At 61.8% G+C, this 26,480-nt stretch carries 27 protein-coding genes; 7 read left to right on the top strand and 20 right to left on the bottom strand.

Features of this window, described 5'->3' with window-relative positions; translation table 11 throughout:
* Positions 1–435 precede the first annotated feature (435 nt).
* The 8 genes from AB4Z35_RS15655 to AB4Z35_RS15620 all read right to left on the bottom strand — a co-directional run bounded on the left by AB4Z35_RS15655 (position 436) and on the right by AB4Z35_RS15620 (position 9,351).
* Complete coding sequence (locus AB4Z35_RS15655; RefSeq protein WP_442098003.1) at positions 436–837, bottom strand: GFA family protein; 402 nt, start codon at positions 835–837, stop codon at positions 436–438.
* Between the two features lie 385 nt (positions 838–1,222).
* Positions 1,223–2,083, bottom strand: a complete 861-nt coding sequence (locus AB4Z35_RS15650) for a CAP domain-containing protein (protein WP_442098002.1) — start codon at positions 2,081–2,083, stop codon at positions 1,223–1,225.
* Positions 2,084–2,366: 283 nt separating this feature from the next.
* The gene (locus tag AB4Z35_RS15645) at positions 2,367–2,741 is read right to left on the bottom strand and encodes a RidA family protein (RefSeq protein WP_007996616.1); all 375 of its coding nucleotides are present in this window, start codon (positions 2,739–2,741) and stop codon (positions 2,367–2,369) included.
* Between the two features lie 29 nt (positions 2,742–2,770).
* Entirely contained in the window at positions 2,771–3,493 is a 723-nt protein-coding gene (locus AB4Z35_RS15640) for a DUF3726 domain-containing protein (protein ID WP_442098001.1), read from the bottom strand.
* 1 nt (position 3,494) lies between these two features.
* Positions 3,495–5,210, bottom strand: a complete 1,716-nt coding sequence (locus AB4Z35_RS15635; RefSeq protein WP_442097999.1) for a hypothetical protein — start codon at positions 5,208–5,210, stop codon at positions 3,495–3,497.
* 23 nt (positions 5,211–5,233) lie between these two features.
* Entirely contained in the window at positions 5,234–6,802 is a 1,569-nt protein-coding gene (locus AB4Z35_RS15630) for a BCCT family transporter (RefSeq protein ID WP_442097997.1), read from the bottom strand.
* Between the two features lie 106 nt (positions 6,803–6,908).
* Positions 6,909–7,895: a dipeptidase gene (locus AB4Z35_RS15625; RefSeq protein WP_007996609.1), complete on the bottom strand. Its 987-nt coding sequence runs from the start codon at positions 7,893–7,895 to the stop codon at positions 6,909–6,911.
* A gap of 13 nt (positions 7,896–7,908) precedes the next feature.
* On the bottom strand, positions 7,909–9,351 hold the full coding sequence (locus AB4Z35_RS15620; RefSeq protein WP_442097996.1) for an aldehyde dehydrogenase family protein: 1,443 nt from the start codon (positions 9,349–9,351) through the stop codon (positions 7,909–7,911).
* 91 nt (positions 9,352–9,442) lie between these two features.
* Between AB4Z35_RS15620 and AB4Z35_RS15615 the strand changes: the two genes are divergently transcribed.
* A complete protein-coding gene (locus tag AB4Z35_RS15615) occupies positions 9,443–10,330 on the top strand; it encodes a LysR family transcriptional regulator (RefSeq protein WP_442097994.1) in 888 nt (295 codons plus the stop codon).
* Between the two features lie 2 nt (positions 10,331–10,332).
* On the opposite strand, the gene AB4Z35_RS15610 is transcribed toward AB4Z35_RS15615, so the two are convergent.
* From AB4Z35_RS15610 to AB4Z35_RS15600, 3 genes are all read right to left on the bottom strand, one after another.
* Positions 10,333–10,971, bottom strand: coding sequence for a helix-turn-helix transcriptional regulator (locus tag AB4Z35_RS15610; protein WP_442097993.1), 639 nt, complete (start codon positions 10,969–10,971; stop codon positions 10,333–10,335).
* Positions 10,972–10,990: 19 nt separating this feature from the next.
* Positions 10,991–11,626, bottom strand: a complete 636-nt coding sequence (locus tag AB4Z35_RS15605) for a hypothetical protein (RefSeq protein ID WP_442097992.1) — start codon at positions 11,624–11,626, stop codon at positions 10,991–10,993.
* A gap of 115 nt (positions 11,627–11,741) precedes the next feature.
* Complete coding sequence (locus tag AB4Z35_RS15600) at positions 11,742–12,530, bottom strand: alpha/beta hydrolase (protein WP_442097990.1); 789 nt, start codon at positions 12,528–12,530, stop codon at positions 11,742–11,744.
* 243 nt (positions 12,531–12,773) lie between these two features.
* Between AB4Z35_RS15600 and AB4Z35_RS15595 the strand changes: the two genes are divergently transcribed.
* Together AB4Z35_RS15595 and AB4Z35_RS15590 are read left to right on the top strand one after the other, a co-directional pair.
* Entirely contained in the window at positions 12,774–13,592 is an 819-nt protein-coding gene (locus AB4Z35_RS15595) for an aldo/keto reductase (protein ID WP_442097988.1), read from the top strand.
* 123 nt (positions 13,593–13,715) lie between these two features.
* Complete coding sequence (locus tag AB4Z35_RS15590) at positions 13,716–14,369, top strand: peroxiredoxin (RefSeq protein WP_056727305.1); 654 nt, start codon at positions 13,716–13,718, stop codon at positions 14,367–14,369.
* Between the two features lie 143 nt (positions 14,370–14,512).
* On the opposite strand, the gene yghX is transcribed toward AB4Z35_RS15590, so the two are convergent.
* The 6 genes from yghX to AB4Z35_RS15560 all read right to left on the bottom strand — a co-directional run bounded on the left by yghX (position 14,513) and on the right by AB4Z35_RS15560 (position 21,703).
* Positions 14,513–15,400 (bottom strand): YghX family hydrolase, encoded by an 888-nt coding sequence (gene yghX, locus AB4Z35_RS15585; RefSeq protein WP_442097987.1) that lies wholly within the window; start codon positions 15,398–15,400, stop codon positions 14,513–14,515.
* Positions 15,401–15,490: 90 nt separating this feature from the next.
* Positions 15,491–15,892 (bottom strand): heme-binding protein, encoded by a 402-nt coding sequence (locus AB4Z35_RS15580; protein ID WP_442097985.1) that lies wholly within the window; start codon positions 15,890–15,892, stop codon positions 15,491–15,493.
* Positions 15,893–15,911: 19 nt separating this feature from the next.
* Positions 15,912–17,129 carry a glycolate oxidase subunit GlcF gene (glcF, locus tag AB4Z35_RS15575; protein WP_442097984.1) on the bottom strand — a complete coding sequence of 406 codons (1,218 nt, stop codon included), beginning with the start codon at positions 17,127–17,129 and terminating at the stop codon, positions 15,912–15,914.
* A 3-nt stretch (positions 17,130–17,132) separates the two neighbouring features.
* Positions 17,133–18,197, bottom strand: a complete 1,065-nt coding sequence (gene glcE / locus AB4Z35_RS15570) for a glycolate oxidase subunit GlcE (RefSeq protein ID WP_442097983.1) — start codon at positions 18,195–18,197, stop codon at positions 17,133–17,135.
* A complete protein-coding gene (glcD, locus tag AB4Z35_RS15565; protein WP_442097981.1) occupies positions 18,197–19,696 on the bottom strand; it encodes a glycolate oxidase subunit GlcD in 1,500 nt (499 codons plus the stop codon). Before glcD ends, glcE begins: the two co-directional genes overlap by 1 nt.
* Before the next feature lie 243 nt (positions 19,697–19,939).
* On the bottom strand, positions 19,940–21,703 hold the full coding sequence (locus tag AB4Z35_RS15560; RefSeq protein ID WP_442097979.1) for an L-lactate permease: 1,764 nt from the start codon (positions 21,701–21,703) through the stop codon (positions 19,940–19,942).
* Positions 21,704–21,882: 179 nt separating this feature from the next.
* Here AB4Z35_RS15560 and AB4Z35_RS15555 point away from each other — a divergent pair, with 179 nt between their 5' ends.
* Entirely contained in the window at positions 21,883–22,119 is a 237-nt protein-coding gene (locus tag AB4Z35_RS15555; RefSeq protein ID WP_007999989.1) for a hypothetical protein, read from the top strand.
* Between the two features lie 38 nt (positions 22,120–22,157).
* Here AB4Z35_RS15555 and AB4Z35_RS15550 read toward each other — a convergent pair whose 3' ends face one another.
* The gene (locus tag AB4Z35_RS15550) at positions 22,158–22,418 is read right to left on the bottom strand and encodes a hypothetical protein (RefSeq protein ID WP_442097977.1); all 261 of its coding nucleotides are present in this window, start codon (positions 22,416–22,418) and stop codon (positions 22,158–22,160) included.
* A gap of 319 nt (positions 22,419–22,737) precedes the next feature.
* Here AB4Z35_RS15550 and AB4Z35_RS15545 point away from each other — a divergent pair, with 319 nt between their 5' ends.
* Together AB4Z35_RS15545 and AB4Z35_RS15540 are read left to right on the top strand one after the other, a co-directional pair.
* Complete coding sequence (locus AB4Z35_RS15545) at positions 22,738–23,802, top strand: hypothetical protein (RefSeq protein ID WP_442097975.1); 1,065 nt, start codon at positions 22,738–22,740, stop codon at positions 23,800–23,802.
* A gap of 17 nt (positions 23,803–23,819) precedes the next feature.
* A complete protein-coding gene (locus AB4Z35_RS15540; protein WP_007999982.1) occupies positions 23,820–24,173 on the top strand; it encodes a DUF1428 domain-containing protein in 354 nt (117 codons plus the stop codon).
* 14 nt (positions 24,174–24,187) lie between these two features.
* On the opposite strand, the gene AB4Z35_RS15535 is transcribed toward AB4Z35_RS15540, so the two are convergent.
* Positions 24,188–24,382 carry a hypothetical protein gene (locus AB4Z35_RS15535; protein WP_007999980.1) on the bottom strand — a complete coding sequence of 65 codons (195 nt, stop codon included), beginning with the start codon at positions 24,380–24,382 and terminating at the stop codon, positions 24,188–24,190.
* A gap of 122 nt (positions 24,383–24,504) precedes the next feature.
* Between AB4Z35_RS15535 and thpR the strand changes: the two genes are divergently transcribed.
* Positions 24,505–25,047, top strand: coding sequence for an RNA 2',3'-cyclic phosphodiesterase (gene thpR, locus AB4Z35_RS15530; RefSeq protein ID WP_442097973.1), 543 nt, complete (start codon positions 24,505–24,507; stop codon positions 25,045–25,047).
* A gap of 238 nt (positions 25,048–25,285) precedes the next feature.
* Here thpR and AB4Z35_RS15525 read toward each other — a convergent pair whose 3' ends face one another.
* Positions 25,286–26,383: a polyamine ABC transporter substrate-binding protein gene (locus AB4Z35_RS15525; RefSeq protein WP_442097971.1), complete on the bottom strand. Its 1,098-nt coding sequence runs from the start codon at positions 26,381–26,383 to the stop codon at positions 25,286–25,288.
* Between the last annotated feature and the right edge of the window lie 97 nt (positions 26,384–26,480).

Here is a 26,480-nt window from a genome sequence, read left to right as displayed (position 1 = left end):
GCCGCACCGTCGCTCCCACAGGGGTTAGTGGGTGTACGCAAAATCTGCGAGCAACCGAAATCACTGTGGGAGCGAGCTTGCTCGCGATAGCGGTGGGTCAGTCACATCGATGCTGGCTGTAAGGACGCTATCGCGAGCAAGTCGGATCGCCGCACCGTCGCTCCCACAGGGTTAGTGGRTGTACGCAAAATCTGCGAGCAACCGAAATCACTGTGGGAGTGAGCCTGCTCGCGATAGCGGTGGGTCAGTCACACCGATGCTGGCTATAAGGACGCTATCGCGAGCAAGCTCGCTCCCACAGGGGTTAGTGGRTGTACGCAAAATCTGCGAGCAACCGAAATCACTGTGGGAGYGAGCCTGCTCGCGATAGCGGTGGGTCAGTCACACCGATGCTGGCTGTAAGGACGCTATCGCGAGCAATCTCGCTCCCACGACTCAGGCGGTTTGTGGATGCTGATCGTTGATCTCGTACCAATCCGCTTTCGAGCCGACACAAACATGTTTTTGCTTGCGTGTTCGTAGCGGCGTATCCAGCGAGCCGAGGGCAATCGAAACCCACTCGGAAAACGCGCCTGTCGAGTCAGTCCAGAACAGCGAAGATCCGCAGCGGGAACAGAACTGCCGCGTGACACCTTTGGACGATTCAAACGCCTGCAGCGAATCTGTGCCGGTCATGATCGACAGCGTCGAGGCGGGTGCGCTCGCGTAGGTCGCAAACGCAGCCCCATGGCTCTTTCGGCATTGGCTGCAATGGCAATGGGTGACGGCATTCAGCTCGGTCGACAAGCCATATTTGATGGCGCCGCAGAGGCAACTGCCTTGGTGAAATTCATCCATGTAATGTCATCTCCTTGTCGATAGTATTTTTGTTTCCTGCCGTGTTTTCTGCTGGTCGAAATCGGTCTAAAAGCCCGGTTGGCAACTGTGCCTGTTTTGCTATCCTCAACCTTGTAGGTGAAGACGCAGACTGATGCGCAAAAGGATAGCAAGGAGACGTGGGGCGCGTTCCGAAGGGTACACGGTTAGAAAGATCCCCGCGCTGGGATCCAGCCCTTATGCCGTGTGAAGCAGAAGAGTTCCATTACAGTTTCACGGCTCTTTTGTGGGAGGCCTGATAAACCTTGTAAGCCGGAGACCAGCACCGGCCACCTACTTACATTCACCCGCGAAGCCCGCCCAGTGCGGGCTTTTTAATGCCCGCAAAGTCGGTCTGGCCAGTGGTTCAGGGCGCGCCAAACAACATTGTCCAGTAAACACCGTTGTCGCTGCGCGCGTTGGCGGCGTAAGCGGCGCCGACCTGGGTGAACATCGGGTTCATCAGGTTGGCGCAGTGCCCGGGGCTGGCGAGCCAGCCGGCCATGGCCTTGCTCGGTGAACCTTGCCCGGCGGCGATGTTTTCACCGATCTGCCGGCCACGGTAACCAGCGGCTCTGGCGCGGTCGTAGGGCATGTCGCCGTCGGGGTCCTGGTGGGCGAAATAGTTGCCATAGGCCATGGCCTTGCTATGGCCCTGGGCTGCGGCGCCGAGGGAGGCGTTCCAGGTCAGCGGCCGCGCGGCGGCGAAACGCTGGCGACCACACAGGCGCGGTTTGGCCCGGGCTGCGTTGACCTGTGCCAGCAACGCCTGGCCGGCGCTGCGAGGATCGCTGGTTTGCCCGTCGAGCACCGGCCGTGCCAGCACCACTTGCCACTCACTCCCGGCGCGGCTGACGCCGATGTCGGCGTATTGGTTGTCGAGCAGTGCGGCGCAATGCTCGTCCTGGAACATATCAAAGGCCTCTTCGGCATCCCGCGCACCCACCACACGGATCGACCGCACCATTGTGGCCTGATAGCCGGAAGCCTTTAACCGGTCCCGCAACCCACCGCCATAGCCAACGGGCAGGGCCAGGTTCGATTTGAGCGTCAGTGGAGATAAACGTTGCGCGGGTCGCCGGTCGCAGCGTTGCGGATGAGCACGATAGTCGTTGATGGCGTCCACCAGTTGCCGTTGCCCATCGGCGTGGGCGGGGCTGGCAAAAACGGGGAACAGGGAAAACAGGCACAGCGAAGAAAAGCGCAAGGCAACGACAGTTTGGCGCATGGACGGACAACTCGGATGAGATGACGACGATAGGAGGGGAAAAATGCTCGGGTATGACCGGGGTCTGGAGACAAGGTTCACGGCGTGAGCGAACCTGTTTGTGGCCGGAACCGAATGTCCGACGAAGGGTAGGACTTCTGTGGGAGCGGGCTTGCTCCGGGCGGCGTTCCGACGAAGGCGGCGTGTCAGACGACATTGATGCTACCTGACACACCGCTTTCGCGAGCAAGCCCGCTCCCACAGGTTTTGTGTACACCAGTGACCCGCAGCGGTCCTGAATCGATCAATCCATGCAGGCGTACACCACCAGTTCCACCAGCATTTCTTCCCGGGCCAGCCCTGCCACCACCATGGCGGCGCGGTTAGGGTAGGGCGCCTGGAAGTACTCGGCGTAGACCGCATTCACGGTTGCCAGGTAGCTGCGGTCGGTCACGTAGATCAGCACTTGAGTGACCGCGTCCAGCGAGCTGCCGGCGGCTTGCAGGGTGTGGCGCAGGTTGTCCAGGGTCTGCCGGGTTTGCGCTTCGATGCCGCCGTTCACCACCTGGCCCTGGCGGTCGATGGGGATTTGCGCGGTGTACAGCGTGCCGTTGCCGACAACCGCCCATTCCAATGGCGCGCGCGAGGCAAAGAGGTCGGTCTTGATTGCCTGTTTCATTGATGCTTCCTGATGCGGGTTTGAGGGTTTTACCGGGCGTCGCTGCCTTCGCCGGCTCCACGGCGACGGGATTCTTCGGTGCTTTCCACCAGCACCCGTTCACCCAGCTTCTTCAACTGGGCCCAGACTTCATCATTGACCTGAAGCCCGCCCGCGGGTGTCGGCTGACTGTGTTCAAACGTCGGGGCCGCGTCTTCGGCACTCAGGCGTGGCAGCAGCGCGAAGTGCCGGGAAATCAGCACGTTGATGCTTTGCTCATCGCCCTGCGCTGGTTGCGGCAGGTCATACACCCGCAAGGCCGGGCTGGTGTGGCCGGCGCTGAAGGTAGCCACCAGTTCTTGCCGGGCATCGCGCCAGTACACACAAAAATTCAGACCTTGTCCGGCACAGCGCGCCAGGTAGCCCAGCAGCAGAATGCGGTTGTGACAATGGCGGACGCGGATCAGCGCACTGCCACCGCGCAAGGCCTTGCTCACCCCCAGTTCGATGGCCTGGGCGGCGCAGCGCAACACGCTCTGGCCATGGGCATCGAGCGTCAGTTGCGTGGCGTCTTCGTAGCAGGTTTCGATGGGGCGATCGACTTCATCGTGAAGGAAGTCCAACGCCTTTTTCAGCGCACCGATACCATCGAGGCCTTGCTGTTGCAGCCTGGCGATCATCTCGGCGGCGTCGTCGCAATCACCGGGTGCAAAACCGATGCCTTCGAAGGCCTTGCGGCAGATCACCTGGATTTCATTGAGCGATACACGCATTTCAGAGTGCTCCGGCAGCGTTGGTCAGTTCAGGCATGACGGCAAAATTCCAGTCGTCAGGGAACGGCTGGCCGATCTCGCTGACCAGCGGTGCCCCCTGAAACAAGGTGATGCGCACCCAACGGCTGGACTTGGGATCGAACTTGCCGGCGCCGAAGAACGCCAGTTTGCAGCGCAGCAAGTGGATCGGCAGCATGCTGCGGTCCATCAGGTTGGCGCGGATCTCCCCGAAGGCGCAGCGGGCCATGCCTTGCAGGCGGCAGACAGTGCCTTTGAACTGCGGCAGTTCCAGCAGAAAGTGTGCGGTCAATTGCCGTGGGTGTTGCTCGCGGTAGGCAAGCAGGGCGCGATGACAACGTTGAATGTTGTGCGCAATCCCCAACTGCATTTCTTTCTCGGCACCTGGCTCCATGGCCCGTTCACCCAGGCGTGGTTCTTCCTTTTCCGCCGAGCGATACCAGAAAAAGTGGTTGGCCTCGGCACCGCTCAAGTCGTACTCGAACGCCCAGCGGTACTCGGTCTCGATGAGGTCGCACAGCTCTTCCAGCGGCATCTCGGCGTTCAGGCGAAAACCCTCATTGACTGACATCTGCTCCGCCAGGGGATCGACCTGTTCGGGGTACAACTCCAGCAGCAGGCTGACCACCAGCTCCTGGCAACCCGCGCCGACATTCACTTCGGCCCAGGCTTGCAGCCGCGACCACAAACCCGCGTTGACGGACTGGCCCGTGAACCACTCGGCCAGTTGTTCGAGATCGGCCAGCGTCTGCTGGTCGATGCCGCTTTGCCGTTGGTCCTCGGTGCTGGTTTGCTGCAAGTGCTGACGGGCCCGTTGCAGCAACGCCTGAAAGCGCTGGGTATGAGGCAAGTCGGCCGCTTGCGCCACCACTTGTGCCAGTGCGGTCTCCCTGGCCCACACCCATTGGTCGACCAGTTGCGGGTGATTGATCAGGAACGGCGCCATGCCCAACCCCGTGGAATTGCCGACCCCAAGGTAACGCTGCAGGGCGGGATCCAGACCCACTGCCCGCTGTGGGTTGCGCGCCCGGGCCATGTGCTCGATCTGCTCGATGCTGAAATGCCGCAACAGGTACACGGTAAACATTTGTGCGCTGAACGGTTGTGTGAAGTCCGCAGTGCCTTGCAGGCAACTGAAGTCGGCGATGCCGAACTTGCCGTTGCCGTACACCGCGGTGGTGCGATACAGGTAGCCGACCTCGGCCAGTTGCCGTGGGTCTGGCTGACAGCCTTCGGCCAGCGCTTCAAGGAAACGCTCGAAGTTGCGCAGGCTGCGGTTGGCCCGTGACAGCACCAGCACTCGCGAATCAAAACGCCCGGCTTCCTGTAGCGGTACATTGCGTCGCAAGTCGGCCAACTGCTGTTCGTCGACATCACCGGCAAGCAGGACAAAACTGACATCCCACTGATCGGCGATGACCCGGTCGCTGCGCTTTTCCGGCGGCAGGTACATCGAGAAAATCACGCAGTGATAGTGGGCACTGGCGGTGTCGATGCGGTAGATCGCTGTCCCGAAGCCCTCGGCATCCAGGTCGAAGCAGGTGCGCTGGATGCGCCACTGCTCGTTCATCATCCGCCGCATGCTGCTGCGCACGAAACTCAAGCGGCTCTGAAAGTGGCTGCCCAGCCGCTCCAGGTCCATGACCCGGGCGGCGGGCCGCAAGGCCGAAGAGGTGTCTGTGTCGGTGTGCGACATCATTGCTATTCCTGAACTGTTCATCATCAGACTGCCTGTTCGCGAGCCATCTGCCGGGCGATGCGCAGTGCATCCCAGAGCGACGGCAGGATCAGCAGTGAAACCGGTACGGCGGTGATTACGATAAAGGATTGCAGCGCCGTGACCCCACCCGAACCAATGGTGATCAACACCACGGCGGCCAGGCCCATGCCGATGGCCCAGAATGCGCGCAGCCATGCCTTGGGCTTGTCATTGCCGGGCTCATCATTGCGGGACATGGCCATCGCCACGGTGAACGCCATTGCATCGCCGTTGGTGGCCACGGAAATGAAGCTCAGGAACAGGAACAGCGCCGAGATCAGGCCACCCAGGGGCAGGTTCTGGGTCACGCCCAGCAGCAGGTCTTCGGGCTGCGCGCCGTGGGCGGTGACGATGCCCGGCGTCTGCAACTCCATGCCGATGCCGGCGCCACCGACCACGGTGAACCAGAACATGGTCACCAGCGGGGCGATGATCGACAGGGTCATGATCACTTCGCGGATGGTCCGGCCACGGGAAATCTTCGCCACATACAGGGCAACCATCGGCGCGTAGCCAATGAACCAGCCCCAGTAGAACACCGTCCACCAGTCGAGCCATTTCGGATCGGCGCGGAACAGGGTCATCGGAATGAACTGCTCAAGGTGCAAGGCAAACGCGGTGGGAAAGCCGCCGAGAATGAACGCGGTGGGCCCGAGCAGCACCATGAACACCGCCAGGCCGATCATCAGCCAGACGTTGATCTCACTGACGAATCGGATGCCCTTGAGCCCGACCAGGCAGGACGTGGTGTACATCACCGTGACCAGCACGATGGTGATGGATTGCACCACCAGGTCATTGGGAATGCCCCAGACCGAGTGCAACGCGCTGCTGATCTGCAGGCCGAGGAAACCGATCGGGCCGATGGTGCCGGCGACGACGGCGATGATCGAGGTGGCGTCTGCCAGGGTGCCGATCGGTCCCTTGAGCGCGCGTTCGCCGAACAAGGGATAGAGCAAGGTGCGCGGTGCCAGTGGCAAGCCTTTGTCGTAATGCAAATGCATCAGCACGATGGCCAGCAGGCTGCCCAGCACTGCCCAGGCCAGGAAGCCCCAGTGCACGAACGATTGCGCAAGCGCAGCGTGTGCGGCGGCTTCGGTGTGCGGTTGCACCCCGGCGAACAACGGTGGTGGGCTGGCGAAGTGCATCATCGGTTCCGCTGCCGCCCAGAAGGCACCGCCGCCGGCGAGCAGGGCGCACATGATCACGGCGATCCAGTTGAAGGTGCTGGAGTCGGGCCGCTGATCAACGCCGCCCAGTCTGACGCGCCCGCACTTGCTGAAGCAGATGATCAAGCTCATGGCAAAGGTCGCGAGCATCAGGATCTGCCAGTACAACCCGAAGAACTTCGTCGACCAGGCGAACAGCGTGTTCACCAGCAGCGACACGCCATCGATGTCGACCAGTGCCGCGATCAGGAAGGCGCCGAGGAAGCCGCCACTAATGAGGAACAGCGGCCAGTCGATGTCTTTTTTTGGCGGTGCAAGGTCCAGTGGCTGGACGTCGGCTTGCAGGGTGTCGGATGTTTTCATGATGCCTCCAAAATACGCGCCTGGGGCTGTGCATCGCCGGTCGGGGAGATGAACGGGAGGCTATTGTTGTTATTTTTCATGCTGTCCTCACGGTGTCGATCAAGAGTCAGTTTTGCGCCGTCGTAGCGTTTTCCAGCAGGCGCAGCCAGTTGAGTCCCATGATGTTGCGTACCTCGTCCTCGGCGAAGCCACGGTCGCGCAGGCCCTGGGCGATCACCGGGAAATCCCGGCTGTCGCGGAACCATTGCAGCGGTGCCGGCCAGTTGGCGTTGTCCTTTGATCCTTCGCCGTAATCCTTGTCTTTGCTCCAGCGCCCGTTGCGCATCCATTCGAGCACTTGCAGGGGTTGTTGCTGGCACAGGTCGGTGCCGATGCCGATGTGTTCGACGCCCATCAATTCCGCGGTGCTGGCGACCATGTCGCAGAAGGATTCCAGGGTGCAGCCCGACGCACCCTTGAGGTGGAACGGGTAAGTGCTGAAGCCCAGCAGGCCACCGGACTCGGCGATACCGCGCAACACCGCGTTGGATTTGTTGCGCTTGGCCGCGTGGAAACTCGACGGGTTGGCGTGGGAGACGATCACCGGCCGGCTCGACAGCTCGATGGCTTCCAGGGTGCTGCGCTCGGCGCTGTGGGACATGTCGATCAGCATGCCGACGCGGTTCATCTCGCGAATCACCTGGCGGCCGAAACGGCTGATGCCATTGTCTTCGGTCTCGTAGCAACCGCTGGCCAGCAGGCTCTGGTTGTTGTAGGTGAGCTGCATGATCAGCACACCGAGCTGGCGGAAAACCTCCACCAGGCTGATGTCGTCTTCAATCGGCGAGCAGTTCTGGAAGCCGAAGAAAATCCCGACGCGGCCTTCCTGATGCGCCAGACGAATGTCCGAAGCCTCGCGTACCGGACGAATCAGCTGCGGCCAGGTTTCGAAGCGGCGGTTCCACTCGCCGATTCGCGACAGGGTTTCCCGGGCGTTCTCGTGGTAGGCGATGGTGGCGTGTACCGCGCTCAGGCCACCTTCCTGCATCTGGCGAAAGATCTCTTCGTTCCAGTGGGAATATTGCAGGCCGTCGATCATCAATAAGTCGTGCATGCTGATCTCCCTTTCAAGGTCGCACGTAGGTGGTCTTGACCACCGTGTAGAACTCGCGGGCGTATTGCCCTTGCTCGCGTGGCCCGAAGCTGGAGGCTTTGCGGCCGCCGAACGGCACGTGGTAATCGGTGCCGGCGGTGGGCAGATTGACCATGACGCAACCGGTGCGGGCCCGGCGCTTGAAGTCGCTGGCATGACGCAGCGACTGGGTGATGATTCCGGCGGTGAGGCCGTATTCGGTGTCGTTCAACACGGCGAGGGCTTCTTCGTAATCGTTGACCCGGATCACACAGGCAATCGGCCCGAAGACTTCCTCGCGGTTGATGCGCATGTTGTTGTGACTGTTGATGAACAGGGCGGGGCGCATGTAGTGCCCGGCCGGTTGCAGGTTCAGCAATTCGCCGCCCTCGACCAGGGTCGCACCTTCGTCTTCGGCCAGTTGCAGGTAATGAAGGTTCTGCTCCAGTTGTCGGGCTTCGGCCACCGGGCCGATCTGCACCCCTTGTCCGAGGGCATGGCCGACTTTCAACTGACGCATGCGCGCCACCAGTGCTTCGACGAAACGGTCATGGATGCCGTCGCAGACGATCAATCGCGAAGAGGCCGTGCACTTTTGCCCGGTGCCGAAGAAGGCGCCGTTCAACGCGCATTCCACGGCGATGTCGAGGTCGGCGTCATCGAGCACTACCAAGGCGTTCTTGCTGCCCATTTCCAGTTGGCAACGCACCAGATTGCTGGCGGTGGCGACCGCGACGCGGCGACCGGTTTGCAGGGAACCGGTGAAGGTCAACGCGTCGATGTCGGCGGACTGGATCAGGCTTTCGCCGACCACAGCGCCGCTGCCCATGACCAGGTTGAAGGTGCCGGCGGGCAAGGCCTGACGGCTGATGATTTCAGTCAGGGCCCAGGCGCTGGCCGGCACCAGGTTGGCCGGTTTGAACACGACTGCGTTGCCGAAGGCCAGGGCCGGTGCAATCTTCCACGCGGCGGTGGCCATGGGGAAATTCCATGGCGTGATGATGCCGACTACGCCCACCGGTTCACGCTGGACTTCGATCTCGATGCCGGGACGTACCGAGGCGGCCGTCTCGCCCATCTGACGCAGCACTTCAGCGGCGTAGTAGTGGAAGAACTGCGCGGAGCGATTGACCTCGCCGATGCCCTCGGCCAGCGGCTTGCCTTCTTCCCGGGAGAGCAGTTCGCCGAGCTCTTCCTTGCGCGCCATCAACTCGTTGCCGATGGCCATCAACACGTGCTGGCGCTGTTCCAGGCCGCTGAGGGCCCATTGTGGTTGGGCGTTGCGGGCGGCGGCGATGGCATCCAGCGTCTGTTCGGCGCTGGCCTGATGGTAATGGCCAATGAGGTCTTGAACATCCGAAGGGCTGTGGTTGGCGATGACGCCTTGGCCTTCGCACCAATTACCGCCGATGTAGTTTTTGCAGGGTTGCAGTGCCATGGGAACCTCCGATTGCGTTGGCTCCATCTTGAGAGTATTAGTCTGCAAATAAAAATTAATAATAAATATGAAACGATAAGGAAAACTAACCATGCTGCCCGAACTGAAGATTACCCAACTGCGCTATTTCGTCCTGGTTGCCCAGTTGAAAAGCTTTCACGGCGCGGCGAAGCAGGCCTATCGCACGCAACCGGCACTGTCCCTGGCCGTGCGCGAGCTGGAGCAAAAGCTCGGCCAGCCGCTGTTCGAAAAGGGTGGCAAAACCGAACTGACGCCATTCGGTGAGCACTGCTTGCCGCTGTTCCAGGATTTGCTCGCGCATCACGACCGCATCGCCCGCGAAGTCAGCTTGCTGGCGCGGCATGAAATCGGTCAGGTGAGCATCGCTACGGTGCCTTCGGTGGCCAGTCGGTTGTTGCCGCATCTGCTCGCACGGTTTGTCAGCGAGCACCCGAAAATGCAGATCAGCATGCAGGATGGCAACGCCGACAGCGTCCAGCAGTTGTTGGTCCAGGGGCAGGTGGACTTTGCGATCAGCAGCGTTTGGGCGGCGGACGAAAACATTGAGTTCGTGCCGATCCTGAGTGATCGGGTGGGAGTGGTCTGCCGCCACGATCATCCGTTGGTTGCGAACGGCGAGGCATTGCATTGGTCGAGCCTGCAAGCCTACCCGCTGGTGCGCAATGGCACGTCGCGCTTGCTCGCAGGCACGGAAGCGGCGGGGTTGCTGGACAGCAGTCTGCTGTTCGTCTCCAACATGATTTCGCTGATCGCGATGCTGGAAGAGGGCATCGGTATCACGACGCTGCCGTCCCTGGCGTTCCCGCAGGGCAATGAGAAACTGGCGTTCCTGCCGCTTTCTGAACCACGGGTGGAACGCCAGATCGGCATCCTGTGCCGTAAGGGGCACAGCCTGTCGCCGGCGGCATCCGAGTTGATGAGGTTTCTCAAAGCGAACATGCAGATAGTCGATCTGTAGGGTCAGTCTCCGAGTGGCGGCTCCGGGCTTTCTGTCGGTCGCAGCCTGAAGCGACAGACATGCCCGCCGCGCACCATGCATTCGCTGTGCTCGACTTCACCGCCGCCCAGTGCGCCGATCAAGGCCAGGTCCAGTTCGCAGACCACCGGGTGCTCGGCGGCCAGGCGATGGAACACGCAGTTATGGGCGACGATTTCCGGGGTGCCGCCTGAACGAAAAAACACCTCGGCTTCGTAGCCCGCCTGGTTCATGTGCTGGACGATCCTGGCTTCATCCACGACCTGTTGTTCCCGGTCCAAAGCCAGTTTTCGGCCCATGCTGCGCATCAGTGAAGTCAGGGCTTGAGGACCGATGATGCCCGCTACTTCATCAATCAATACGCTGGCCAGTAGCTGATAGTGGCGAGGGAACTGCTCCCGCGCGTGGTCGGTGAGCCGATACAGCTGCTCCGGACGACGGCCCGTCGGACGGGTGTCGCCGCGCAGCACCAGATCGTCACGCTCCAGCGCCGCCAGATGTTGGCGGATCGCCGTGCGCGTGACGGCCAGATGTTCAGCCAACTCGTCAATGCTCATGCCGCCCGCATGGTGCAGCAGTGCATTGAGCAGGTCCTGCTGTGTTCGGCCCAGTCCTTCCAGCATGGGATGCCCTCGCGCGGTATCAGAACTTGTCCGGGAATTGCTTGACCAGCGCGCCGGTCAACGCGTCGGCCAGGGCCAGGATGTGCGTGCGCATCATCGCCCAGGTGCGGGCTTCGCCGGTGTAATCGTGCGCGGCAAACTCATCGATCTGGGCGACGTGGTGACCGCCATGGGCTGACAACATGTTGACCAGTGTGGCTTCAGGCAGATTGGGGTTGGCGGTGGCCAGGAAAGCCGCAATCGCCTTGGCATTGCTGGTCAATTCGGTGACCGCAGCCTGCTTGCCTTTCGCGTCTTTCGCGACGGTGGCGTCACTGTAGTGTTTCACCGCGCCCCAATGACCGGCAAGCAGCTTGAGCAATTGATCCGCCGCCGGTTGGCCGTAGAGCGGGGCGATGCTGTTGGCGATTTTGGTGGCGTTGTCGACGACCTGGTCCGCCGCGACTTTGGCTTGCTTTTTGTCGGCGGATTGGTTGGCCAGCGCGTAGTTCCTGATCCAGAAAATGTGTTCGACCCAAAGGTCTCGCAAGGCCAGGCGCGTGGTCAGCGCGGGGCTATCGGCAGCGGCAGCGGCGGGGGATACGGGGGGAGTCTGGCTCCAGACCGGTTGCGCACAGAAAGCCAGCAGGAGCAAAGCCAGGGTTTTGATATTCATGACGGCACCCTCTGAGAGTGGGAACGTTCGACAATATCAATATAGGCATAAAAATATGTTTTTATTGGGTGGAGGCGAATTCTCGGATGAACGGCCACAAAAACTGGTGTTCCCGTTACAACCCTTCCTTCAGCGCCTTCAAGTACTCCGGGCTTTCGCTGATCGAGTTATGCTCCGTACCCGGTATCACCTGCAGTGACGCCACGCCTTTGGCGAAGTGTGTGTACAAACGCTCGGTGCTCGAACGCGGAATCACTTCATCATGCTCGGCGGCAATCAGGCGAGTCGGCACCGTGATACGGGAGGCGTACTGCCAGGACGGGTATTTGTCCTTCAACAACCAGCGCACCGGAAACCAGCGGAACTGTCGGGCGGCGAGCCCTTCGAGGCTGTTGTAGGGCGTGATCAATACCAGCCGTGCCACCGGGCGCTGGCTGGCCAGGCGCACGGCAACGCCCGAACCCAGGCTGCGTCCGACCACCGCCACATGCGGATGGCTGGCATGCACCTGGTCGAACAACGTGATGGCGTCGCGGGCAATGGCCTCTTCGGAAGGCGAGCCGGAACTCCCGCCATAGCCACGGTAATGCAGCAGGTACAGGGCGTAGTCAGGGAACGCTTGGGAGAACTCGGGCAAGTTGCGCGAGACGTCTTCGGCATTGCCGCCAAAATAAATCAGCGCGTTGGGACCCTCGTGAGGGCGGACGGAGACCAGCACCTGTGCGTCCGCGACCGGCAGGGTGAGCAGCGCCCCGGATGTCCCGACGGCGCGAGGCTGCGGGTAGTAAATAAGTGCCCGTTGAAACACGAACAGCGCCACGCACAGCGCCAGGTACAACGCAGCGACGATGACGACGAGTAACACCAGGGGGCGCGACATTCGACTAACGTTAGTGGGCGGCATTGACTGCTCGGGGTTAGAACGCGGCTACTGCCGGAAGGCTTTCAGAGTGTAGTCAATCGACTCATGGCGCGGGTTATCCGGAGTGTCGACGCGATGGACCGAATCCCGGCGACTGGTGAGAAGCGTTTTATGAGCCATCCTGAGGGTTGACCCATAGAGAAATACTCACGCTGACTGCCGGTGCTTCGGCGGTCTTCGGCAGGTGCGCAACTGGCGCCGTCGACGGGAACAGGAGGCTAGACCATGCAGACCCGCGCCATTCCTTCCAGCAACGAGTCCTTGCCGATCGTAGGGTTGGGCACTTATCGCGGATTCGATGTCGAGCCTTCGCAACCGGCCTGCAAAGATTTGCCTGCAGTGCTGGATGCGTTGTTCGACAAGGGTGGCAAGCTCATCGACAGCTCGCCGATGTACGGTCGCGCCGAACAGACCACTGGTCAATTGCTGTCGATCCATGAGCCGCGCTCACCGGCGTTCCTGGCCACCAAGGTGTGGACCCGCGGGCGCGAAGAAGGCATCGCGCAGATGGAACAATCCTTCGCCCTGTTGCAGACCGACCGGATCGACCTGATGCAGATCCACAACCTGCTGGACTGGCAGACGCACTTGCCGACCTTGCGCCACTGGAAGGAAAAAGGGCGCATTCGCTACATTGGCATCACCCATTACACGGCGTCGGCCTATGAAGAAGTGGAAGCGGTACTCAAGGCCGAGCCGCTGGATTTCTTGCAGATCAACTACGCGCTGGATGATCGCGGTGTCGAGAAACGCCTGCTGCCGTTGTGCCGCGAGCGTGGGGTGGCGGTGATCTGCAACCGGCCGTTCGGCGGTGGCGGCTTGTTAGCCAGGCTGAAGGAAAAACCGCTACCGGGCTGGGCGGCGCAAGTCGGGGTCAAGAGCTGGCCGCAACTGGCGCTGAAGTTCCTGCTGTCGCATTCGGCGGTGACCTGCGTGATTCCGGGCACCGGCAACCCGCGCTACATGGCGGAAAATGCCCGGGCCGGTTTTGGCCCGATGCTGACCGATGCCCAGCGCCAACAACTGATTGCGCTGGTGGGCTAGCGACTTGTTCAACCCGTTCCGGCGAGTCGTCGAACCTCTCCTATACTGATTCGCGTCCATGCCGCGGGAAGTGCATTCACTGTTCTGGCGGCGTCCCTGTCCATCACTGCAAGGAGATCGAACATGGCAATCCGCATTGGCGACGAAGCACCGGATTTCACCGCCGACACCACCGAAGGCACACTCAATTTTCACCAATGGATCGGCGATGGGTGGGCCATCCTGTTTTCCCATCCCAAGGATTTCACCCCGGTATGCACCACCGAACTGGGTTACCTGGCCAAACTCAAGCCGGAATTCGACAAGCGCAACACCAAGGTCCTCGGGCTCAGCGTCGACCCGGTCAGTGACCACAACCGTTGGGTCGGTGACATCGCCGAGACCCAGGGCACGGCGGTCAACTATCCGCTGATCGGCGACGAAAACCTGGTGGTGGCCAAGCTCTACGACATGATCCACCCCAATGCCAGTGGCGGCGCGCGCACAGCGGTGGACAACGCCACGGTGCGTTCGGTGTTCATTGTCGGCCCGGACAAGAAGGTCAAGGCCATGCTGATCTACCCGATGAGCGCCGGGCGCAATTTCGATGAAGTGCTGCGGCTGCTCGACTCTCTGCAACTGAATGCCAAGCATACCGTTGCCACGCCGGTGAACTGGCGGCCGGGTGAGGATGTGATCATCCCGACGTCGGTGTCTGACGAGGACGCGAAGAAGAAATATCCGGATGGTTTCAAGACCTTGAAGCCTTATCTGCGTACCGTGGCGCAACCGAAATAGTCAGCAGCAGTGATACCGCCATCGCGAGCAAGCTCGCTCCCACAGTTGACCGGGTTGGAATGTATGTTTATGAACGACTCGAAACCCCTGTGGGAGCGGGCTTGCCCGCGAAGGGGCCGGAATTGCAGGCCGAGTAATTTCTGTCAAACCAGATACTTTTTAAACCACCCCAACGTCCGCTCCCACGCCAGTTTGGCTGCCGCCTCGTCGTAGCGCGGCGTGGAGTCGTTGTGGAAACCATGGTTGCAGCCCGGATAAATGTAGGCCTCATAGATCTTGCCCCCGGCCTTCAACGCTTTTTCATAGGCGGGCCAGCCTTCGTTGATCCGCGTATCCAGTTCGCCGTAGTGCAGCATCACCGGGGCCTTGATCCGGGGCACTTCCTCGGCCGTTGGCTGGCGGCCATAAAACGACACGGCGGCGCCCAGTTCCGGATAGGCCACGGCGGCTGCATTGGTCACGCCACCGCCGTAACAGAACCCGGTGATGCCGACTTTTCCACTGGCGGCAGGGTGTTTCATCATCCACTCGACGGCGGCGAAAAAGTCGTTCATGAGCTTTTCCGGGTCGACCGTGGCCTGAAGCTCGCGGCCCTTGTCATCATTGCCGGGATAACCGCCGACCGAACTCAGGCCATCCGGGGCCAGAGCGATGAAACCGGCCTTGGCCAAACGCCGGGCCACATCTTCGATGTACGGGTTGAGCCCGCGATTCTCGTGCACGACCACCACCGCCGGCACCTTGCCGGTGGCCTTGGCCGGGCGCACCAGATAACCGCGAACCTGGCCATGGCCCTTGGGCGACGGGTAGGTGATGTATTCGGGAACAATGTCCGGATCGGTGAACTCGACCTGCTCGGCCAGCGCGTAGTTGGGGCTTAGAGCCGCGAGCAGGGCACTGGCGGTCAAACCTGCGAAGGCAAATAACGCCGCACGATCGAGAAACTCCCGACGATCGATCTTGCCGTGGGCGTAGTAGTCGTACAGTTCCAGCAGTTCGGGGGCGAAGTCTTTGGCAGTTAGGCGGGTCATCGGTGCAACTCCTCTCTGCTGGTCTAACACGGACCCCTGTAGGAGCGAGCAGGCTCGCTCCTACAGGGTGGAAATGGTGATGCCAAAATCTCATTTCACGCACTGCGCCCCGGCCTTCGCTACCTGCGCATCCTGCTCGGCCTTGACGCCCGACACGCCGACTGCACCAATCACCTGGCCATCGAAAACAATCGGCACGCCACCCTCCAGCGAGGTCAGCAACGGTGCTGACAGGAAAGCGTAGCGCCCGGCGTTTACCATGTCCTCATAACTTTTCGATTCGCGCCGCCCGAGGGCCGAGGTGCGCGCCTTTTCGGTGGCGATGTAGGCACTGCCGGGCGCGCAGCCGTCGAGGCGTTCGAGGGCCAGCGGGTGGCCGCCGTCATCGACCACCACTATGGTCACGGCCCATTGATTGGCCTGTGCTTCGGTGCGCGCGGCTTTGATGATCTGCTGGACTTCGGTCTGGCTCAGGACGGCTTTGCGGTTCATGGGCAGCTCCAGTATTCGGTTAAGGCAGGGCGGCTTCGACCAGTTCGATCCAGTGCCGCACCGGGGTTCGGCCCGCGCCGTCGAGGTGCGACTGGCAGCCGATGTTGGCCGTGACAATGACTTCGGGATGGCCGCTTTCCAGGGCGTTTAGCTTGTTGTCGCGCAGTTGTCGCGACAGTTCGGGCTGGGTCAGCGAATAGGTGCCCGCCGAACCGCAGCACAGGTGCCCGTCGGGGACGGACGTCAGGTTGAAACCGAACCTGGTCAGCAGTGCTTCCACGGCACCGCCAAGTTTTTGCCCGTGTTGCAAGGTGCAGGGGCAATGGAAGGCCAGGCGTTGCGAGGCGTGGATGCCGAGCTTTTCCAGTGGTTCGTCGCGCAGCACTTCCACCAGGTCCCGGGCCAGCGCACTGACCCTCTTGGCCTTGTCGGCATAGGCCGGGTCGCTGGCGAGCAGATGGCCGTAATCCTTGATGAAGGCGCCGCAACCGCTGGCAGTCTGCACAATCGCTTCGGCGCCTTTTTCGATGCCCGGCCACCACGCGTCGATGTTGCGTCGGGCGCGATCGAGGCCGGCGGCCTGGGCGTCCAGGTGGTAGTCCACGGCGCCGCAGCAACCGGCTTCGCGGGTCGCGATGACACTGATCCCCAACCGGTCCAGCACCCGCGCCGCCGCGGCATTGGTGTTGGGCGACAGGCTGGGCTGTACGCAGCCTTCGAGCATCAGCACCTGACGCTCGCGCAAGGTCGTTGGCCGCGGCTTGGCCGGGTAGACACTGCGCGGCAACTTGCTTTGCAGGGTGCCGGGCAGCAGCGCGCGGAACACCTGACCGCTATTGATCAAGCCCTTGAACACATCGGGACGCGGCACGGTCTGACGCAACCCCTCGCGCAACAGGCGCTGACCGAGCGGGCGCGGCACCGCCGCATCGACCACCGCCCGCCCGATGTCCAGCAGGTTGTGGTAATCGACGCCCGACGGGCAGGTGGTTTCGCAGTTGCGACACGACAGGCAGCGGTCCAGGTGCTGTTGGGTCTTTTGCGTGACTTCGTTGCCTTCCAGCACTTGCTTGATCAGGTAGATGCGGCCCCGTGGCCCGTCCAGTTCATCGCCGAGCAATTGATAGGTCGGGCATGTGGCATTGCAGAACCCGCAGTGCACGCAAGTGCGCAGAATGCTTTCGGCTTCTGCGGCACGGGGCAAATGGCTGGCGCTTTCGCTCAAGGTCGTCTGCATGGTTCAAAGCTCCGCGTACAACCGTCCGGGGTTGAAGATGCCCCGTGGATCGAGTTGTTGTTTCAGGTTGCGGTGATAACGCAGCAGCGCCGGGGGCAGCGGATGGAACGGGGTGTCGGTCAGGCCGTGGCTGAAGCAGGTGGCATGGCCGCCGACCTCGTCGACGACCTTGCGGATGAACGCCGCTTCGGCATCGGATTTCAGCCAGCGCTGGGCGCCCCCCCAGTCGACCAACTGGCGACCCGGCAGCGACAGGCTCGGTGTGTTGTGCGGCAGGGACAGGCGCCAAAGCGGCTGGTCTTCATCGAAGAAACTCAAGCGCTGTTCGTTGAGATCGTCCCACCAGCAGGCCTCCAGCCGTTCGCCACCGAGGCGCTCATGGGCCGCCGCCACCGAACCTTCACCGCCTTCAAGCCGCAGGTGCAGGCGTTCGCCGTCATGGCAGGCGGCGCTGATCGGCAGCGGCTGCTGGCCCCATTCCGCCAGGCGCAGCAAGGCCCGTTCAGTGTCCATTTCCAGGCTGATACTCAAGGATTGCCGGGGTTTTGGCAGCACTTTAAGGGAGACTTCGGTGATCAACCCGAGGCATCCGTAACTGCCGGCCATCAGGCGCGACAGGTCGTAGCCGGCGACGTTTTTCATCACCTCGCCACCGAAGCGCAGCAGCTTGCCTTGCCCTGTGATGACCCGCGTGCCGAGTACGAAATCGCGTACCGAACCGGACCACGGGCGCCGAGGCCCGGACAGTCCGCAGGCGATCATGCCGCCGACGGTAGCGCCGTCGCCAAAGGACGGTGGCTCGCAGGGCAGCATCTGTTGCGCGGCGTCCAGCACCTGCGACAGTTGCGACAACAACGTGCCGCAACGGGCGGTGACCACCAGTTCGGTCGGGTCGTAACTGACGATGCCCCGGTGCGAGCGGGTATCGAGAGTTTCCCCGGCCGTGGTGCGGCCGAGAAAGGCTTTGCTGTTGGAACCCTGGATGCGCAACGGCGTGGCGTTTTCCAGCGCCTGATTCACCTGCTCCAGGAGCAACTGGCTGTCATCGAAATCTTCAGGGCTGCGCATCAGAAACGCTCCAGCTCAGGGAAGGGCAATTGACCGCCATGTATGTGCATTGCACCGAATTCGGCGCAGCGGTGCAGAGTCGGAATGTTCTTGCCGGGGTTGAGCAGGCCGCTCGGGTCGAAGGCGGCTTTGATGGCATGGAACAGGGTCAGCTCATCGCTGTTGAACTGCGCGCACATCTGGTTGATCTTCTCGCGACCCACGCCGTGTTCACCGGTGATGCTGCCGCCGACTTTCACGCACAACTCCAGAATCTTGCCGCCCAGGGCTTCGGCGCGGTCCAGCTCACCGGGTTGATTGGCATCGAACAGAATCAACGGATGCATGTTGCCGTCGCCGGCATGGAACACGTTGGCCACCCGCAGGCCGTATTCGTTCGAAAGCTCGGCGATGGCATGCAGCACGCCGGGCAACTCGCGACGGGGGATGGTGCCGTCCATGCAGTAGTAGTCCGGCGAGAGGCGGCCCACGGCCGGGAAGGCATTCTTGCGCCCGGCCCAGAAACGCACGCGCTCGGCTTCGTCCTTCGCCTGGCGCAGCTCGATTGCGCCGGCCTGTTGCAGCACCTGGCGCACCCGGTCGCAGTCATCGGATACGTCGGCTTCAACGCCATCGAGTTCGCACAGCAGAATGGCCTGGGCGTCCACCGGATAACCGGCGTGGATGAAGTCCTCGGCGGCGCGGATGGCCAGGTTGTCCATCATTTCCAGGCCACCGGGGATGATGCCGGCGGCGATGATGTCGCCAACGGCGCGCCCGGCTTTCTCCACGGAGTCGAACGCCGCCAACAGCACTTTGGCGGTCTGGGGTTTGGGCAGCAGTTTGACTGTGACTTCGGTAATCACCCCGAGCAGGCCTTCGGAGCCGGTGAACAGCGCCAACAGATCGAAGCCGGGGGCGTCGAGGGCGTTGGAGCCCAGGCTCAAATGCTCGCCATCGACAGTGAGGATGTCGACCTTGAGCACGTTGTGCACGGTCAGGCCGTACTTCAGGCAGTGCACGCCACCGGCATTTTCCGCGACGTTGCCACCGATGGAACAGGCGATTTGCGAGGATGGATCCGGCGCGTAATACAGGCCGAACGGAGCTGCCGCCTGGGAAATCGCCAGATTGCGCACGCCGGGCTGAACCCGTGCAGTACGGGCGGCGGGGTCAATACTCAGGATGTTGTTGAAGCGCGCCATCACCAGTAGCACGCCTTTCTCCAGGGGGAGCGCACCGCCGGACAACCCGGTGCCCGCGCCCCGGGCCACCACGGGGACCTGCCGTTCATGGCAGACCCGCAGCACCCCTTGGACTTCGTCGATGTACCGGGGCAGCACCACCAGCATCGGGGTGGTGCGATAGGCCGACAGCCCATCGCATTCGTAGGGCTTGAGTTCTTCCTGCTGATGCAGGATTTCCAGATTCGGCAACCGGGTTTGCAGGGCGTGCAACAGCCCCTGTTTGTCGACGTCGGGCAAGGCGCCGTCAACGCGTTCATCGTAGAGAATGTTCATGGGATCACGATTCTCGCTGGAGGCCACTGACCTTCATCATTGGCCCGTCAGGCTCAGCTGTCCATGGGATCGTTGTCTGCTCGACGGACGATTCATTCAATAAAAAACACTCGCCAATGTGGGAGCGGGCTTGCTCGCGAAGGCGGTGTGTCAGACGGCAATGTCTTCGACTGACACTCCCTCTTCGCGAGCAAGCCCGCTCCCACAGGGATCAGGTTCAAGCAGAATTACGCGTGTATTCGATTAATGCCCACCCACCACCATATGGCTGAACGGCGCGACATAGGCCTGCAACGTCACCAGGCCACCGACCAGAATCGCCAGCACAATCGAGTGGAAAAACACGTAGCGCAGGATTTCCCCTTCGTGGCCGTACCAGCGGGTGGCGGTGGAGGCGACCACGATCGACTGGGCGTCGACCATCTTGCCCATGACCCCACCGGAACTGTTGGCGGCGGCCATCAACACCGGGCTGATGCCCAGTTGCTCGGACGTCACCCGTTGCAGGCCACCGAACAGCACGTTGGACGCCGTGTCCGAACCGGTCAACGCCACGCCGAGCCAACCAAGCAGGGTGCCGAACATCGGGTAGAAAATGCCCGTCGCGGCGAAGGCCAGGCCCATGGTCGCATCCAGGCCCGAGTAGCGCGTGAGGAAGCCCAGCGCGAGCATCGCCGCAATGGTGATCAGCGAGTAACGCACCACCCACAAGGTGCGCAGATACTGGCGAATCAGTTGCGGGATCGAGTAACCCATCAGCAAACCGCCGATGATCGCCGACAGCAGAATGCCGCTGCCGGTGGCGGTGAACCAGGTGAACTTGTACACCGCCTCTTCGGTTTTCGGCGCGGGCACCACGGGCGGGACTTTCTCGACCTGCAAGTGCAGGGTGGTGAAGGTCACGACCGGCGCGAACAGCGGGTTCGCCTCGCGCAGTGGTTTACCCTGGGGATCGAGCTTGGCGGCGCTGGTTTGCGGGTCGATGGCAGGGCGGGTGTCGAAAGTGTTTTTGAATCCCTGGGTGCCCCAGATGAACACGAAGACCGTGAGGATGATCCACGGCATCCACGCCCGCATCACTGCCGGTTTTGCCTCATTGGCAAAGGTTGCAGTGGGTACAGGCTTTTCCTCGTGCTCGGCGTCGATCTTCGAGTTGTCGACCCGGCCGGTCAGGGCGGCGGAAGTGTGCACGGTGGCCGGTTTCCACACCCTGAGGAAACCGGTCAGGCAGGCCATGGAAATCAGCGCTGCGATCACGTCCACCAGCATCGGCCCGTGATAGTTGGACACCAGGAACTGCGGCACGGCAAAACTGACCCCGGCCACCAGGATCGCCGGCCAGATTTCCAGCATCTTGCGCCAGCCGGCAAAAGCCCAGATCAGCCAGAACGGCACCAGCACCGAGAAAAAAGGCAACTGCCGGCCGACCATCATCGACAGCTCCATTTCATCCAGCCCGGTGACCTTGGCCAAGGTGATGATCGGCGTGCCGAGGGCGCCGAACGCCACGGGGGCGGTGTTGGCGATCAGCGCCAGCCCTGAAGCGGCGAGCGGCGAAAACCCCAGCCCGATCAGAATCGCCCCGGTCACCGCCACCGGCGTACCGAAACCGGCCGCGCCTTCGAAAAACGCACCGAAGCAGAAGGCGATCAAGAGCAATTGCAGGCGCCGGTCATCGGTGATCCGCGCCAGGGAGTCCTGCAACACCTTGAACGAGCCGTTCTCGGTGGTCAGTCGGTGCAGGAAGATGATGTTCAACACTATCCAGCCAATCGGCAGCAGGCCGTTGGCCGCACCGAACAGCGCCGCGGAACCGGCCATGTTCGCCGGCATGCCGAAGGCGAAGATCGCGATCAGCAAGGCCGAGGCCAGGGCGAGCAACGCCGCCAGGTGCGCCTTGACATGGAAAAACGCGAGGGACGCCAGCATCACCACCACCGGTACGGCGGCCATGAGCGTTGAAAGCACCGGGTTACCGAACGGATCGTAGACTTGCTGCCAGACCATGTTCCACCTCTGCATTTTATTGTTGGACGTGCAGATCCCCTGAGGGGAGGTGGGCTTCAGTATAGGTGGCATTGCGCCTCTGTCAGGGCAGGCCTCCGGTCCAGCGGGTCGGCGCGGTTCCGGGGGCTGAGCTAGCATGGCGGGTAGGGTTTGAATTCAGCGACGGGAGGAGCGCAGCCATGACCGAGCGCCATCTGCTTCACACGGAAACGTTATCGAACGGATGCAGCATCAAGGTCAGGGCCGAGATATTGCGGGACGGTTCGTTGGGCATGTTCATCGGTGTCTATTGGCCGGACGGCACAGCCATCGATGAAAACCACGATCCACGGCCGCACATGCTGGACATGGAAGCGGCGATGGATTGGGGGATCGATATTGCCAAGGGGATTGGCAATAGCCAGCGAACGTTGTGAGCGGTTCCCGTCCGTGCCCGGGCGACCGGTGGTCGCTGTCAGAATCCGAACGAACGGGCCGAGGCTTTTGCCAGTTCGACATCCAGCAGATGCTCGACCAGCACGTCATTCAAAAAACGGAACTGATCATTGAGCCCGACCACTTCGTTGCTGAAGTGATGATCGGCTGCCGGGATCAGCAACGCCTCGAACTTCTCGTCGAACAGCAGAGTCAACTCTTTACGTGACTCGAATTTCTGCGTGTAGAAATTGTTCCCGAACACCGGAAAACGCACGGCGAGGGTGACAGTGTGAATCATGATGTTTGCTCCTCGCTCATGATGTACCAGGCAAACACGCCCAATGTGAACGCCGTCAGGGCCAGGCAGGTCAGCAAATGGATCAGCATGATGTTCCCCTCCGATTCGGGGTTTCGTGTTGGCTTGGGATCGATCCTACGCTGACGGCCAGCAAGCGGAAGGCAATCGCGGCGATGGTGATTATCGATGCGAGTGATGTTTTTTTTGCGCTGTTGATGCGGGCCCTTTCGCGGGCTCCGGGACACCGCCACCTATACTTAAACCGAAGGTTTCGCGTGTCGGGCATTTCGCCCGGTGCCAACTGCAGGAAGCCGCCATCTTGAACCTGCGTTCGCTGATCATTGCCGTGCTGGTGGTGTTGGCGGGGTGTGCCACGCCTGTGCGCGCGCCGGTGGAAGTGGCACCAGTCATCATTCCTGCCAGCACCTGGCAACAAGTGGACCGGGAGATCGTCACCGCGTCGCAGGCTGCCACCGAGCAGGCCAGAATCTACGCCCGCGGCGCCATGGATTACTGGCGCACACGGGTCTATGAATTGACCGAACAGAATTTCATTCCGTGGTTCAGCAGTTACTGGACCCAGGAATGGCTGTCGATGAAGGTCAGCTGGTACACCATCAGCGCCAAGGGTGAGCAGGACGCCGTGGAAAAACGCCTGGCGGCGTACCTGCTCGAAGCCTATCAGGATAAGGTCCTGGCCCCGGCGGCCGTGGAAGTCGATCCCGATGCGATTCTCGGCCTGGCAGCGGCGTTCTATGTCGACATCCTCAAGGAAGAGCTGCAGAAAATCTCCAACCGCCACGGCGTGCCGATGGCCCAACTCAACGGGCGCATCCAGAAAGTCCCGGCCATCGCCCTCGGGCCTCCGCCGACGAGGGACGCCTCGTTGTACCAGGTCGTGCGCACCGAACCGCTGAACTCCTTGCCGGCCTTCGCCGCGCTGATCGACAAAGTCCATAAGGCCGGTGGCGACAAGGGGGTGGGCTCGACCGAAACCGCGATGGCGCCGGTGGCCAGGCGCGCCAGCCGGCGGATGGAAGCCGAGATGGCCCCGCGCGGGGCCGCCAGCGCCGTGGCCGCAGCGACCGGGAAACTGGCCGGTGGCTTGATCACGCTAGGGGTGGCTGGCATTCGCGCATTCATCCAGGCCTTTGACCGGCCCGATAGCGAGGCGCTGATTCGCCGTAGCCTGGGCAATACCTTCGACAAGGCCTGGACCAAACTGATGCAGAGCCCGACCAGCGGCGTCATGGCCTGCACGCTTTACATGGCGGCGCAGATCGAAGGCAGCCTGGGCGGCAGCGCACAACCGCCGGTCGGTTTGAGCGCCGGCACTGTCGATCGGACGCCAGCGCAACCGACTAACCTGCAGCACACCCCATGACCCAAGGAGAAAAACGAATGTCTTACGTCGATGGATTCATCGCTGCCGTACCCACCGCCAACCGTGAGCAATACATCAGGCACGCCAAAGTCGCTGCCTTGGTCTTCAAGGAAAACGGTGCCTTGAGCGTGGTCGAATGCTGGGGCGAGGATGTCCCGGAAGGCAAGGTCACCTCGTTTCCAATGTCGGTGAAGCTCAAGGAGGGCGAAACCGTTGCCTTTGGCTGGATCGTCTGGCCGGACAAGGCCACCCGTAATGCCGGGATGGAAAAGATGATGCAGGACCCGCGCATGAAGCCGGACGTCAATCCGATGCCCTTCGACGGCCAGCGCATGGTCTACGGCGGGTTCGAAATACTCCTCCAGGCCTGACGCCGGCCGTGGGATCACTCCGGCGTCGGGGTGATCCTGCAACTCTTGCGCTGCCGGATCTCGTCGTCCGTCGGCCGCTCGCGGATGAACTCGAAGCGCGGCTCACCTTCGCTGTAATGCACCAGCCAGCCCCATTCCAGCTTGAGCTCATCCTGACCTGGCTCGGGCGGTGTGGCCCACCATGGCTCTTTGCTGATGATCTGTCGCATGGCCCCCTCCGGTATTTCGGGATGCTAGAACTATAACGCGCCTGCCCCACGGCGCCAGAAATGCGCTGGCCGGTACGCGAGGGTTGAGTACACTCAGGCAGTCTTCCCAGGAGGTGTCCGGCATGAACGACGAAACCCGCGAGCCGTTCAAGCGTCTGTTCTTTGCGCTGAACTGCACCCCGGCCCAGCGTAGGGACATCGCCCAGTGGCGCAGCGCGCTGCAACTGCGCAACGGACGGCCGGTGCCGGTGGAAAACTTTCACCTGACGCTGAAGTTTTTGGGGGCGGTGGGTGTGGCGCAGATCGCCGAGATCTGTACCGCTGCGGCGTCCATCCGTACCCCGGGCGAGCGCTTGACGGTGGTGCTGGATCGGCTGGACGTGTGGCGCAGGGCAGGGGCATTGGTGCTGGCACCGGAGCAGGCGCCCCCAGCATTGCTGCGATTGGTGTATGCCCTGGAACAGGCGATGTTGCCGTTCGGCCTGGAGCAAGCACCGCGAGAATACCGCCCGCACTTGACCCTGGCACGGGACTATCGGGCGCCGGTACCGGAGTCCGCGACACCGCCCGGGTTCCTCCTGCGGGCCGATCGATTCACCCTGTTCGAATCCCACAAGGGCCGCTATCGGGCGCTGGCCGAATGGCCTTTGATTGATCCCCAATAAAAAAGGCGCCCGAGGGCGCCAAACTTCACCTGAGCCGAGGGAGCCAGGTGAGGCCGTTCTACTGCAGGAGAGGCAGCGGTGGTAAGGCGCTGCATGAACGGAAAGTGTTGAACACTCACCTATCCAATGTGGGAGCGGGCTTGCTCGCGAAGAGGCCGGCACATTCAATAGAGATGTCGACTGACCTGACGCCTTCGCGAGCAAGCCCGCTCCCACAGTTGATCGGTGGGGTTCTGGATTACTGACCCAACTTCACCTTGGTCCAGCCACGGGTCATGATCCGCTGAACGGCAATCGGCTGGTCCGGTACGGCATACAACGTCGCCATCACCGCTTCCGACGGGTAGGAACCCGGATCGTTGCGGATCGCTTCATCCACCAGTGGCGTGGCCGCCGCGTTGGCGTTGCTGTAGCCGATGTTGTTGGTGATATCGGCAATCACGTCCGGACGCATCAGGAAGTTCATGAACAGGTAGGCGTTCTCGACGTTGGCGGCATCGCGCGGGATGGCGAGCATGTCGTAGAAACTGGCGGCGCCTTCTTTCGGGATGCTGTAGTCGATCTTCACCTTGTCCCCGGCTTCCTGGGCGCGAGCCTTGGCCTGCAGCACGTCGCCGGAGTAACCGACGGCCACGCAGATGTTGCCGTTGGCCAGGTCCGAGATGTATTTCGAAGAATGGAAGTACGCCACGTTCGGGCGAATCTTCATGAACAGCGCCTCGGCTTCGGCGATGTGCTGTTTGTCCTGATCGTTCACCGGGTAGCCCAGGTAGTGCAGGGCGGTCGGCAGCATTTCTGTGGGCGAATCGAGGAAACTGATGCCGCAGGCCTTGAGCTTCTCGGCGTTTTCCGGTTTGAACAGCAGGTCCCAGGAGTTGGTCGGGGCGTTGGCGCCGAGCACTTCCCTGACCTTCTGCGGGTTGAACCCGATGCCGATCGAGCCCCACATGTACGGGATGGCGTGGGCGTTATCGGGGTCGCTCGCAGAGGCGTTTTTCAGCAGCACCGGGTTGAGGTTTTTCCAGTTCGGCAGCTTCGATTTGTCCAGCGTCTGGTAGACACCGGCCTTGATCTGCTTGGCCAGGAAGCTGTTGGACGGCACGACGATGTCGTAGCCGGATTTACCCGCCAGCAGGCGCGCCTCGAGGGTTTCGTTGCTGTCGAACACATCGTAGGTCACCTGGATGCCGGTCTCGTCTTCGAACTTCTTGACGGTGTCCGGGGCAATGTAGTCCGACCAGTTGTAGACGCGCAGAACCTTGTCATTGGCCTGGGCGCCAGTGGTGATCGCGCCCAATAAGGACAGTGTCAGCAGAGTCCTGCCAAACATTTTCATCGGTACAACTCCATTTCTTTTTTATTCAAATACACAAAACAATTGCAGTCCTGGCACACCCCTTGTAGCAGCTGGCGAAGCCTGCGTTCGGCTGCGT

It is taken from the genome of Pseudomonas sp. KB_15 (assembly GCF_052114525.1).
Classification (GTDB): Bacteria; Pseudomonadota; Gammaproteobacteria; order Pseudomonadales; family Pseudomonadaceae; genus Aquipseudomonas.
The sequence above is the reverse complement of the archived record's forward strand: the minus strand, read 5'-3'. Positions and strand labels throughout refer to the sequence as shown.